Annotated in this window: 11 protein-coding genes and 1 pseudogene; 9 read left to right on the top strand and 3 right to left on the bottom strand. The window is 60.7% G+C overall.

Features of this window, described 5'->3' with window-relative positions; translation table 11 throughout:
* Positions 1 to 93: 93 nt before the first annotated feature.
* The 4 genes and pseudogenes from IB248_RS22035 (at position 94) to IB248_RS22020 (ending at position 4,592) form a co-directional block, all read left to right on the top strand.
* A complete protein-coding gene (locus IB248_RS22035) occupies positions 94 to 1,110 on the top strand; it encodes a sensor histidine kinase (protein WP_018858251.1) in 1,017 nt (338 codons plus the stop codon).
* Positions 1,111 to 1,476: 366 nt separating this feature from the next.
* On the top strand, positions 1,477 to 2,838 hold the full coding sequence (locus tag IB248_RS22030) for an NAD(P)-dependent oxidoreductase (RefSeq protein WP_169683539.1): 1,362 nt from the start codon (positions 1,477 to 1,479) through the stop codon (positions 2,836 to 2,838).
* A 15-nt stretch (positions 2,839 to 2,853) separates the two neighbouring features.
* Positions 2,854 to 4,167 (top strand): NAD-dependent dihydropyrimidine dehydrogenase subunit PreA, encoded by a 1,314-nt coding sequence (gene preA / locus IB248_RS22025; protein WP_018116930.1) that lies wholly within the window; start codon positions 2,854 to 2,856, stop codon positions 4,165 to 4,167.
* 133 nt (positions 4,168 to 4,300) lie between these two features.
* Positions 4,301 to 4,592, top strand: a pseudogene (locus IB248_RS22020) (GIY-YIG nuclease family protein).
* A gap of 88 nt (positions 4,593 to 4,680) precedes the next feature.
* On the opposite strand, the gene ftrA reads toward IB248_RS22020, so the two are convergent.
* On the bottom strand, positions 4,681 to 5,670 hold the full coding sequence (ftrA, locus tag IB248_RS22015; protein ID WP_169683541.1) for a transcriptional regulator FtrA: 990 nt from the start codon (positions 5,668 to 5,670) through the stop codon (positions 4,681 to 4,683).
* Between the two features lie 68 nt (positions 5,671 to 5,738).
* Here ftrA and IB248_RS22010 point away from each other — a divergent pair, with 68 nt between their 5' ends.
* A complete protein-coding gene (locus tag IB248_RS22010) occupies positions 5,739 to 6,152 on the top strand; it encodes a rhodanese-like domain-containing protein (RefSeq protein ID WP_169683543.1) in 414 nt (137 codons plus the stop codon).
* Between the two features lie 88 nt (positions 6,153 to 6,240).
* On the top strand, positions 6,241 to 7,308 hold the full coding sequence (locus tag IB248_RS22005) for a glycosyltransferase family 4 protein (protein ID WP_169683545.1): 1,068 nt from the start codon (positions 6,241 to 6,243) through the stop codon (positions 7,306 to 7,308).
* Positions 7,309 to 7,318: 10 nt separating this feature from the next.
* Here the strand turns inward: IB248_RS22005 and IB248_RS22000 are convergent, their stop codons facing one another.
* On the bottom strand, positions 7,319 to 7,975 hold the full coding sequence (locus tag IB248_RS22000; protein ID WP_018116926.1) for a TetR family transcriptional regulator C-terminal domain-containing protein: 657 nt from the start codon (positions 7,973 to 7,975) through the stop codon (positions 7,319 to 7,321).
* Between the two features lie 302 nt (positions 7,976 to 8,277).
* Between IB248_RS22000 and IB248_RS21995 the strand changes: the two genes are divergently transcribed.
* Together IB248_RS21995 and hydA are read left to right on the top strand one after the other, a co-directional pair.
* A complete protein-coding gene (locus IB248_RS21995; protein ID WP_169683547.1) occupies positions 8,278 to 9,531 on the top strand; it encodes a Zn-dependent hydrolase in 1,254 nt (417 codons plus the stop codon).
* Positions 9,532 to 9,609: 78 nt separating this feature from the next.
* On the top strand, positions 9,610 to 11,064 hold the full coding sequence (gene hydA, locus IB248_RS21990; protein ID WP_169683549.1) for a dihydropyrimidinase: 1,455 nt from the start codon (positions 9,610 to 9,612) through the stop codon (positions 11,062 to 11,064).
* 9 nt (positions 11,065 to 11,073) lie between these two features.
* On the opposite strand, the gene IB248_RS21985 is transcribed toward hydA, so the two are convergent.
* Positions 11,074 to 11,487, bottom strand: a complete 414-nt coding sequence (locus IB248_RS21985) for a cupin domain-containing protein (protein ID WP_018858244.1) — start codon at positions 11,485 to 11,487, stop codon at positions 11,074 to 11,076.
* 95 nt (positions 11,488 to 11,582) lie between these two features.
* On the opposite strand from IB248_RS21985, the gene IB248_RS21980 reads away from it, so the two are divergent.
* The gene (locus IB248_RS21980; protein ID WP_018116922.1) at positions 11,583 to 12,371 is read left to right on the top strand and encodes an ABC transporter ATP-binding protein; all 789 of its coding nucleotides are present in this window, start codon (positions 11,583 to 11,585) and stop codon (positions 12,369 to 12,371) included.
* Positions 12,372 to 12,398: the final 27 nt, after the last annotated feature.

Here is a 12,398-nt window from a genome sequence, read left to right as displayed (position 1 = left end):
TTTCTTCTAGGATGAGCTTCCCGAATGGGCACCTTCCTCCCCGTGAGGAAAGATCAAAAATGGGAAAGGCGACTAGTGAACAGGAACGGACCAGTGCCCGGAGTGCCCTTCGCGCTGGAAGGCAGAGCGGTGTTGCTGGAGAGCGCACTGGCGAGCGCCGGAATCTCCGTGATCTACCAGGACCCTAGGCTATCGATCATCTATGCCGACAACCTTCCTCCGCATTTTCAGCCGCTTGCAATACCGGGCGGTACTGACGTCGATCTCTTCGGCGAAGCGCATGGACGCGAGTTGGAGAAGCTGAAGCAGCAGGTATTCGAAACCGGAAAGCCGACGACAACCGAGATCGACATTTCGATCGACGGAGAAATGCGCACCTACGAATTGAAGATCCAGCGCGTCGGTACCGATCACGCCATGGGCATCCTTTCCGTGGTCGCCGAGGTGACGGAGGCCCGGCATCGCGAAAAGGTGCTGAAGTCCCTTCTTCGCGAGCTCTCGCATCGCTCGAAGAACCTTCTGGCCATTATTCAAGGAATCGCCACACAAACAGCCCGCAACACCATATCGCTGAATAGCTTCCTGGTGAAATTCCGCGGGCGACTGCAATCCCTGTCGAATTCACAAGACCTGATTACCGATTCCAGCTGGCGCGGTGCGTTCCTTTTCGAACTCGCTGAAAAGCAATTCGCGCCCTACTGGCCCGAGACGGCGGGACCGCTGCCGATCTCCGGGATAAACGTCCACTTGACACCCAATGCCGCCGTGCACGTCGGGCTCGCGCTGCATGAATTGATCGTCAACTCGGCCTCCTACGGAGCGATTGCCGGCAGCACGCCTGCGGTCACTCTGAGCTGTCATGAAGTGGCCGCTGACGGGCGAAAGGCAATCGAGGTTTCATGGGCGGAGACGCTATGCGATCCGACAGAGGTTCACGAATTCAGTGAAAACAGCTTTGGCAAGACTGTGCTTGAGCGCGTCGTTCCCTCGTCGGTCAACGGCAAGGCCGAACTGACGCTGGTGCCGGGACGGATCGAATATCATCTGGTTATCCCCGACGCCGAGTTCGAGATCCTCCGGCACCCCTCTCAAAAGGCAGCTACACGCTAAACGAAGAACAGCCAGTGCGAGGGCGGCGCACCGGCTGTTCTTTCACTCACCGGGAGGGGACCGTGAGTACATCCGAACGATGGGTTGGGGGCGCGCATGTTGGGTCGATGCGGTCATCGTTCGGATATCGCAGTAACGGGCAAGTATCCGAATGGTTCCGGGAACCAGTGAGAAAAAGTCGATTTTTTTACTTTTTTATTTTCAGGCCGAAGTCACCGGTGCACGGCCATCCGCCGCGCAGAAATTAATTCCATTAAAACAATGTGATAACGGCGATATCAGGCAAAAATTTTACCGTTTGATAAATTTTTGAAGCTGAGTTACGCTTCCTCTTACTGGCCGTTTACCAATAATGAGGGAACTTCAATGGAACGACTGGGAACTGGGATTCGTGCTGGCCGGCTTTCGCCCGCCGAATACGATTCGAACTTCTCCGATCTTCATCCGCGCCTCGACAAACACGAGGCGCTGGTCGCAGCCGACCGCTGTTATTTCTGCTACGACGCGCCGTGCATGACGGCCTGTCCCACCTCCATCGACATCCCGCTCTTCATCCGGCAGATCGCCACCGGAAATCCGATCGGATCGGCGAAGACGATCTTTGACCAGAATATTCTGGGCGGCATGTGCGCCCGCGTCTGTCCCACCGAAGATCTGTGCGAGCAAGCCTGCGTGCGCAACACGGCAGAGGAACGCCCTGTCGAAATCGGTCGCCTGCAGCGATATGCGACCGATACGGCCATGGAGGCGGACAAGCAGTTCTACAGCCGCGCCGCCTCGACCGGAAGGAAGATCGCCGTCGTGGGCGCCGGCCCGGCTGGCCTCGCCGCGGCCCATCGCCTCGCGGTCAAGGGCCATGATGTCGTCATCTATGACGCAAAGCCGAAGTCTGGCGGCCTCAACGAATACGGCATCGCCACCTACAAGGCCGTTGACGACTTCGCGCAAAAGGAAGTGGACTACGTCCTGGCCATCGGCGGCATTGAAGTTCGCCACAACCAGCAGCTCGGCCGTAATTTCTCCCTCGCCGATCTGCAGTCGCAATATGATGCGGTCTTCCTCGGCATCGGCCTTTCAGGCGTCAACGCGCTGCGGGTCGAAGGCGAAAACCTGCCGGGCGTCGATGATGCCGTGGACTTCATCGCCGGCCTTCGGCAGGCTGCTGACAAGGGCGACATTGCGGTCGGTCGCCGCGTCGTCGTTCTCGGCGGCGGTATGACGGCGATCGACGCGGCCGTGCAAGCCAAGCTGCTCGGCGCCGAGGAAGTGACGATCTGCTATCGCCGCGGCAAGGAGCATATGAACGCCTCGGAATTCGAGCAGGATCTCGCGACCTCCAGGGGCGTCATCATTCGTCACTGGCTGGCGCCGAAATCCATTCTCGCGCAGGACGGCAAAGTCGCCGCGATCGAGGTGGAATACACCAAGCTGGTCGACGGTCGCTTGTCGACGACGGGCGAGACTGGCGTCATCGCCGCTGATCAGATCTTCAAGGCGATCGGTCAGACTCTCGACACCTCCAGCCTCGGCGCGCTGCGCTTGGAATCCGGCCGCATCGCCGTCGATACTGATGGCAAGACCTCGCTCGACGGCGTCTGGGCCGGCGGCGACTGCGTCTTCGGCGGTGACGACCTAACCGTCTCGGCGGTCGCGCAGGGCCGCTATGCCGCTGAATCCATCAACCGCATGCTTGCTGCCGGTGCGCAGCCGGCCGTTGCCGTCGCGTGAAGGGGAGAATGAACAATGGCTGATCTCCGCAATAATTTCGTCGGCATCAAGTCGCCCAACCCGTTCTGGCTGGCCTCGGCACCGCCGACCGACAAGGCCTACAACGTCGAACGTGCCTTCAAGGCCGGATGGGGCGGCGTCGTCTGGAAGACGCTTGGTGAGGAAGGCCCCCCGGTCGTGAACGTCAACGGCCCGCGCTACGGCGCGATCTGGGGCGCCGACCGCCGCCTGCTCGGCTTGAACAACATCGAGCTCATCACAGACCGCGACCTCTACACCAACCTGCGCGAAATGAAGCAGGTGAAGATGAACTGGCCCGACCGGGCCTTGATCGCTTCGATCATGGTTCCCTGCGAGGAGAATGCCTGGAAGGCAATCCTGCCGCTGGTCGAGGAGACCGGTGCCGACGGCATCGAACTCAACTTCGGCTGTCCGCACGGCATGTCGGAACGCGGTATGGGCTCCGCGGTCGGACAGGTGCCTGAGTATATCGAAATGGTCGTGCGCTGGTGCAAGCAGTACACGCGCATGCCCGTCATCACGAAGCTGACACCAAATATCACCGATATCCGCAAGCCAGCCCGTGCTGCCAAGGCCGGCGGCACCGATGCCGTGTCGCTGATCAACACGATCAATTCGATCACCTCGGTCAATCTCGACACCTTCTCGCCGGAACCGTCGATCGACGGGCGCGGCAGCCACGGCGGCTATTGCGGCCCGGCGGTGAAGCCGATCGCCCTCAACATGGTCGCCGAGATCGCCCGCGATCCGGAGACCTACGGCCTGCCGATATCAGGTATCGGCGGCATCACCACCTGGCGCGATGCGGCTGAGTTCCTGGCGCTCGGCGCCGGCAACGTGCAAGTCTGCACGGCGGCGATGACCTACGGCTTCAAGATCGTCCAGGAGATGATCACGGGGCTTTCCGACTGGATGGACGCCAAGGGTCACCGCAACCTCGACGACATCACCGGCCGCGCAGTGCCGAATGTTTCCGACTGGCAGTATCTCAACCTGAACTACATCGCCAAGGCGAAGATCGATCAGGATGCCTGCATCAAGTGCGGTCGCTGTCACATCGCCTGTGAGGACACCTCGCACCAGGCGATCACCCAGTTCGTCAACGGCGTCAGGCATTTCGAGGTGATGGAAGAGGAATGCGTCGGCTGCAATCTTTGCGTCAACGTCTGCCCTGTCGAGAACTGCATCACCATGGAGCAGCTCCCCGTCGGTGACCTCGACAAGCGCACCGGAAAGATCGTCGATCCGAATTATGCAAACTGGACGACGCACCCGAACAACCCGATGGCTCGCCAGGCAGCGGAGTAAGATCAAGGGTGCCGCAAAACTCCGTGCGGCACCCCCTCCCTCATTCCTGTGCTCGTCACAGGAATCCAGCCACGGCGCGTCGGCGCCGTGAATGACTCTTGCTCAATGCGGGCATTTTCGCCATTCTTCAACCATGAAGGGTTGCGTCGATATTCTCGCATCCCCGCGAAACGGCACGCTTTATACCGGCGTGACCCGCGATCTCTCAGCCCAGCTTTTCGGGCATCAGGGCGAGCTACCAGGAGGTTTCACGTCTCGATACGGCGTGAAGATGCTGGTGTGGTTCGAGGAGCATGATCTGCTGACGACGGCGATCACGCGGGAGAAGACCATTAAAAATGGCCGCGGGGCAGTGGAAACTCAACCTGATCGAAGCGACGAACCCCGAACGGGAGGATATTTCATCTTTTCTGCACAGCCTATGAGTCTTCTGCCGTGCCGACGCAAGGCTGCTGGATTCCTGTGACAAGCACAGGAATGAGGGTGGCGGGTGAGGCACCCGACCTACCTCTTTTACCCCGCAAAAGTCTTCCGGTATGCCCTGGGGCTCGTGCCCAACCGTTTGCGAAAATGGTGCCGCATCGTCGCCAGCGTTCCAAAGCCGCTGGCGACCGCGATATCGTCGAGAGACCCGCTGATCTCCTTTTCCAGCAATTCGCGTGCATGGCGAAGCCTCTCCTTGAGCAGCCATTCGCCGACGCTGAGCCCGGTCGTGCTTTCGAACCGGCGCTGAAAGGTCCGGTGGCTCATCCCAGCTTTCGCGGCAAGCAGGCTGATCGGCTGCTCCTCGTCCAGCCGCTGCCGCATCCAGTCCATGAGCGGGCTTAGCCGGATGCCTTCACGCTCCAGCGGCACCGGCGCATGGATGAACTGCGCCTGCCCGCCCTCGCGATGCGGCGGCAAAACCAGGCGACGCGCAACACTGTTGGCGGCCTCGGCGCCGAAGTCACCACGGACCACATGCAGGCAGAGATCAATACCGGCAGCACTCCCGGCTGCCGTCAGGATGGGGCCCTCATCCATGTAAAGCACATCAGCATCGAAGTTGATGTCGGGATAGCGTTTCGAGATCGAGGCGACATATCGCCAATGCGTGGTGGCGCGGCGATGGCGAAGAAGCCCTGTTGCGGCAAGCACCGCGACACCCGAGCAGAGAGACATGATCCGCGCACCGCGCTGGTGGGCCGCGCACAGCGCATCGATCAGGGCACCCGGAACCTCCGCATCGATCGAGCGCCAGCCGGGCACGACGATCAGATCCGCCTTCTCCAGCACGTCCAGTCCATGATCGACGGAGACGGTCAAGCCGCCAGCAGCGCGAAGCGGCCCAGGCTCGACCCCGCAGACCGAATAGCGATACCAGCCCTCGCCCATTTCCGGACGCGGCAGGCCGAAAACCTCGTAAGCGATGCCGAATTCGAAGGTGCAGAGCCCGTCATAGGCGAGCACAACAACATGGGGTCCTCTCAACGCATTTGGCATGATCTTTACGCTAACCGTCATTATGGCCAATTTCGCAAAGCCATAACATCGGCGATGGTTGGCGGCAACTCGAACCGAAAGGAAACGTCATGCCGAGCTTCGTCGCCGAAGTCCCTGCCGCCTCTCCCGAAGCCACTGCCGCCTACTATGCCCGCAAGCTCTCCTTCGAGACCGATTGCTGGGACGTCCACGCATCGCTCACCGCCGGCCACGGCGACTTCGTGCTGTTGGATGTCCGCTCTCCGACCCATTACGCCGCCGCCCACATTCCGGGCGCGATCAACCTCCCGCACGGCAAAATGACGGCCCATCACATGTCGAAATGGCCGGCAGATACGCTCTTCGTCGTCTATTGCGCCGGCCCGCATTGCAACGGGACCGACAAGGCAGCCCTGCGCCTTGCCCGGCTAGGGCTACAAGTGAAGGTCATGATCGGCGGAATGACCGGCTGGGCAGACGAAGGGTTTTCCTTCGAGAGCAGCCCGGCGACAGCCGCGGCCTGACGAAACGTTCGCTGCATGGCCTGCACGGGAGATTGAATTTTCTAACGCCGGTGCGATAGTCGGGAGGCGCAAAGAGGTAGCCTCCCGCATGACACGTCATATCGTTGCGATCGGTCAGTTGCCTCCGCCGCTCAACGGCTTCTCGTTCGCGACCAAGAGCATGATCGCGCTTCTTTCGGAAGCAATGAGCGTCACCGTGTGCAACATCGCTCCAGCGGCAGGCAGTCCCTCGCTGCTGAGGCATCCGATCAAATTCAGCCGTGTCCTCCGTGCCTGCCTCCCGCTGTTTCGCGGCCGCAAACATCACGACAGGATCTGCTATCTCGCCTGCGAAGGAGGGCTGGGTTTAGTCTACACCTTGCTGCTTGTTCTAGTCGCGAGACTGGTCGCCTACTCCATCTACCTGCACCATCACAGTTTCAGCTACATCGACAGGCCAAGTTTACTAATGCAGGCCATCCTGACGCTCGGCGGCCGACAACTGCAACACATCTTCCTATGCGACATCATGCTCGAGCGATTCACCGAGACTTACGGCCGACGCGTCCGTAGCAGCCTGATCTCCAATGCGGCCTACGTGACCCCGCAAGACGAAGGGGACGAGCCGAAGGACCGCGCGCATCTCGTGATCGGCATGCTTAGCAATCTCACCACCGAGAAAGGTCTCGAAACGTTTCTTCATCTCGCAAGGCAAGCGCGAAGCGAGAACGTGCCGATTAGGGCGATCCTTGCGGGGCCGGCTGGCGCTAGCGAGCGCGTGGCCATCGATGCCGCCGTCGCGGAACTTGGCGATACCCTGGATTATCGGGGCGCCCTCTATGACGACGCGAAGGCTGCCTTCTATAGCGAACTTGACGTCTTCGTTTTTCCCACAGCCTATGACAACGAGGCCCAGCCGCTGGTGATCTTCGAAGCAAAGGCCGCCGGAAACGCGGTCATCTCCAGCGACCGCGGCTGCATCAGGAAACAGCTCGACGAAAACGATCTGCTGATCCACTCGGGCGGCGAGTTTGTACCGACCGCATTGGCGTGGTTGGCGGCGATGTCGCCAGAGCCCGCCCTGGAAGCAAGACGGAAGGCGATCCGGCAAGCCTATAGAACCCGCCATGCCAAGGCACGCGCCGCTATCGGCACGCTCTTGGATTTCGACGAATGATGGCGCGACGTCAGGAGGCGCCTGGCACCGGCTTAACCTTCAGTCCGTCGATGAACAGCTGTTCGAGAAAGCGCGCGGCATCCTCGAAGCGGCCGGCACCTGCATGCTCCTGCCCGAGCACCGCCCGCACCTGAACATCGAAGTCGGCATAGTGCTGCGTTGTCGACCAGATCGAGAAGATCAGGTGGTATGGATCACACCTGGCGATCTTCCCGGCTTTCGCCCAGGCTCGGATGACCTCGGCCTTCTCGTCGACGAGTTCCTTCAGCGGACCCTTCAGTTCGTCTTCGACATGGGGTGCACCCTGCAGCATCTCGTTGGCGAAAAGCCGGCTCTCGCGCGGGAAATCGCGGGCCATTTCGAGTTTGCGTCTGATGTAGCTGCGGATCTCGCTTTCCGGATTGCCATCGGCGTCAAAGGCTCTCAACGGCTCCAGCCAGGTAAAGAGCACGCGGTCGATCAGCGCCCGGTGGATCGCTTCCTTGGTGCGAAAGTAATAAAGCAAGTTCGGCTTCGACATGCCGGCAACTTCGGCAATCTGATCAATAGTGGAGCCACGAAAGCCGTTGACCGAAAACACATCGAGCGCGGCTTCAAGAATTTGCTCTTCCTTCTCTTCTTGAATGCGCGTGCGGCGCTGGGTCTTGGCTGCTCTCGGGATTGCCATGTCGATCTTGTTTTCCCTTCAAATTCAACCGTTTCACTCAAGATTGAACCGGCGCGGCACCGTGCTACAAAAATGAGCAGATGCCGGTAATTTTGTCTGTATTTTTCCTGATTTTCGTCTTGAGCCCAGCGCCGGAAGTTGTAATGTTTACCAATCGGTCAAATTATCGATCAGATGCTAAACAAAGGCAACTGGCGATTTTCCGGCGCTAACAAAACAAACAAGGGCGCTCGGATACTGACCACGGGAACAGGCGGCCATGTGCATTGCATGACCGCAGAAAACAGGTGAGGACTTTAGACATGGTGGCAGCACCAGGCGAGAACATGCGCGTCAACGGGGACCGTCTTTGGGACAGCCTCATGGAGATGGCAAAGATCGGCCCGGGAATTGCTGGCGGTAACAATCGCCAGACCTTAACGGATTCCGATGCCGAAGGGCGCAGCCTCTTCCGGACATGGTGCGAAGACGCAGGCATGACGCTGGGCGTCGACAAGATGGGCACGATGTTCGCGACCCGGCCGGGCACCGATCCGGACGCGCTGCCTGTTTATGTCGGCTCGCACCTCGACACGCAGCCGACCGGCGGTAAGTATGACGGCGTACTCGGCGTGCTTGGCGCACTCGAGGCCGTCCGCACCATGAACGACCTCGGCATCAAGACCAAGCACCCTGTTGTCGTCACCAACTGGACCAACGAGGAAGGCGCCCGCTTTGCGCCCGCCATGCTCGCCTCCGGCGTTTTCGCCGGCGCCCATACGCTGGAATATGCCTATGACCGCAAGGATCCCGAAGGCAAGACGTTCGGCGAGGAACTGAAGCGCATCGGCTGGGTTGGCGACGAAGAGGTCGGCGCGCGCAAGATGCACGCCTATTTCGAGTATCACATCGAGCAGGGTCCGATCCTTGAGGTCGAGAACAAGCAGATCGGCGTGGTCACGCACTGTCAGGGCCTGTGGTGGCTGGAGTTCACGCTGACCGGCAGGGAGGCCCATACCGGTTCGACCCCGATGAACATGCGCGTCAACGCCGGCCTTGCGATGTCGCGCATCATGGAAATGGTGCAGACCGTGGCGATGGAAAACCAGCCGGGCGCCGTCGGCGGCGTCGGCCAGGTGTTTTTCACGCCGAACTCCCGCAACGTCCTGCCGGGCAAGGTCGTCTTCACCGTCGACATCCGCTCGCCGGATCAGGCGAAACTCGACGGCATGCGTACCAGGATCGAGGCGGAAGCACCCAAGATTTGCGAGGCGCTGGGCGTCGGCTGCGCGATCGAGGCGATCGGCCACTTCGCGCCCGTCACCTTCGATCCCACGCTTGTTTCCCGCGTGCGCGGTGCTGCCGAACGGCTCGGCTATAGCCACATGAACCTCATCTCGGGTGCGGGCCACGACGCCTGCTGGGCCGCGAAGGTGGCCCCTACAACGATGGTCATGTGCCCCTGCGTCGGGGGCCTCTCGCACAACGAGGCGGAGGACATCTCCAAGGAATGGGCGACGGCCGGCGCTGACGTCCTCTTCCACGCCGTCGTCGAGACCGCTGAAATCGTTGCATAATCAAGGGCGGGGTCATTCCCGCCTTTTCTTTTACCAGCGGACGAAGAGCCGCGAGCAATCAATGCAAGGGAACTGATCATGAGCAAAGTCATCAAGGGCGGAACCATCGTCACCGCCGACCTGACCTACAAGGCGGACGTGAAGATCGAGGGCAGCAAGATCGTCGAGATCGGCCCGAACCTCTCCGGCACCGAAACGCTCGATGCGACGGGCTGCTACGTGATGCCGGGTGGCATCGACCCGCACGTTCACCTCGAAATGCCGTTCATGGGCACCTATTCCTCCGACGACTTCGAAAGCGGCACGCGCGCCGGTCTCGCCGGCGGCACGACCATGGTCGTCGATTTCTGCCTGCCGGGGCCGGAGCAATCGCTGCTCGAAGCGCTGCAGATGTGGGACAACAAGACGAGCCGCGCCAACGCCGACTACTCGTTCCACATGGCGATCACCGGCTGGAACGAGCGCGTCTTCAACGAGATGGAGATAGTGGTCAAGGAAAAGGGCATCAACACCTTTAAGCACTTCATGGCCTACAAGGGCGCGCTGATGGTGAACGACGACGAAATGTTCGCCTCCTTCCAGCGCTGTGCCGAACTCGGCGCGCTGCCGCTGGTGCATGCCGAAAACGGCGACGTCGTTGCCTCGATGACCGCAAAGCTTCTTGCCGAAGGCAACAACGGTCCGGAGGCGCACGCCTACTCCCGTCCGCCCGAGGTCGAAGGCGAGGCAACCAATCGCGCCATCATGCTGGCCGACATGGCGGGTGTGCCGCTCTACGTCGTGCATACCTCCTGCGAACAGGCGCATGAAGCGATCCGTCGCGCCCGCCAGAAGGGCATGCGCGTCTACGGTGAACCACTGATCCAGCATCTGACGCTCGATGAAAGCGAATATTTCAACAAGGACTGGGACCATGCTGCCCGACGTGTCATGTCCCCGCCCTTCCGCAACAAACAGCATCAGGACAGCCTCTGGGCCGGCCTGCAATCCGGATCGCTCTCGGTCGTGGCGACGGACCATTGCGCCTTCACCACCGATCAGAAGCGCTTCGGCGTTGGTGATTTCTCCAAGATCCCGAATGGCACTGGCGGCCTCGAAGACCGACTGCCGATGTTGTGGACCCACGGCGTCAACACCGGCCGCCTGACGATGAACGAGTTCGTTGCGGTCACCTCGACCAACATTGCCAAGATCCTCAACGTCTATCCGAAGAAGGGCGCGATCCTCGTCGGCGCCGATGCCGATATCGTCGTCTGGGATCCCAAGCGCTCGAAGACGATCTCGGCCAAGACCCAGCAATCATCGATCGACTACAACGTCTTCGAGGGCAAGCAGGTCACCGGCCTGCCGCGCTACACGCTGACGCGCGGCGAAGTCGCGATCGAGGAAAGCACCGTCAAGACGAAGGAAGGACACGGCCAGTTCGTGAAGCGCGAGCCGTTCCAGGCGGTTAACAAGGCGCTGTCGACATGGAAGGAGCTCGTGGCGCCGCGCAAGGTCGAACGGTCAGGCATCCCGGCGACGGGGGTCTGATCCTTGGCATCACTCCTTCACCAGCCGATCAAGCTCCGGAAGCAAAACGACGCTTTCCTGCTCGTTCGGGTCCGTGCGGGCGATGATCGCGGTGCAAGGGGTGCTGCTGAGGTTGGCAGGCAGATGCGGCACTCCGGCGGGGATGTAGAACAACTCGCCGGCGTGGACGACGACATGATGCTCCAGCTCGTCGCCGTACCAGGTGTGAGCCTCGCCGGAGAGCATGTAGATCGCCGTTTCATGCGACTCGTGCAGATGCGCCTTGGCGCGAACGCCGGGCGGAATCGTCAGCAAATGCATGCAGATACCCTTGGCGCCGACCGTCTCGGCCGCGATGCCTTCGAAGTAACTGAGCCCCTGCTTGCCATCATAGGCATGACTGGGGTGCACAATGTGACAGGTGGGCTTTGATGTCGCGTCCATCGTCATCCTCCATGGACCTTGCCGGAACAATGAAAACAGCTACTCATACTATCACGCAAACCGCGGAAGCGCGGGGAAAACAGGATACACAAGCGTTGACGCAAGCTACCTCAGTCGTATCCGCCAAGGACCTCTGTCTGACCTACGATGCCAGCGACGCTCCTGTGCATGCGCTGACCAACGTCAATCTCGACGTGCGCAAGGGCGACTTCGTCTCGTTCATTGGCCCTTCCGGCTGCGGAAAGACGACATTTCTGCGCGTTATTGCCGATCTGGAAAAGAAAACATCGGGCGAAATCACCGTCAACGGCATGACGCCTGAGGAGGCCCGCAAGGCCCGCGCCTACGGCTATGTCTTCCAGGCGCCGGCGCTCTATCCCTGGCGGACCATCGAGAAGAATATCGCCCTGCCGCTCGAGATCATGGGCTATGCGTCGGCCGATCAGAAGAAGCGCATCGCCGATGCGCTCGATCTCGTCAATCTTACCGGCTTCGAGAAGAAGTTCCCCTGGCAGCTTTCCGGCGGCATGCAGCAGCGTGCCTCCATCGCCCGCGCGCTCGCCTTCGATGCCGACTTGCTCCTGATGGACGAACCCTTCGGCGCGCTTGACGAAATCGTCCGCGACCACCTGAACGAGGAGCTTCTGAAGCTCTGGGCGCGCACCAACAAGACGATCTGCTTCGTCACCCACTCGATCCCCGAGGCGGTCTACCTCTCCACCAAGATTGTCGTGATGTCGCCTCGCCCCGGCCGCGTGACTGATGTCATCGACTCGCCGCTTCCCAGGGAGCGACCGCTGGACATCCGCGAGGCGCCCGAGTTCCTCGAAATCGCCCACCGCGTGCGCGAGGGCCTGAGAGCGGGGCACAGCTATGAGCACTAAGGCACTTAGCGTTGGAACCGTTGCGCG

The organism is Rhizobium sp. RHZ01 (assembly GCF_014851595.1).
Lineage (GTDB): Bacteria > Pseudomonadota > Alphaproteobacteria > Rhizobiales > Rhizobiaceae > Rhizobium > Rhizobium altiplani.
Note: the sequence above shows the minus strand (reverse complement) of the source record. Positions and strands in the feature narration are given on the sequence as shown.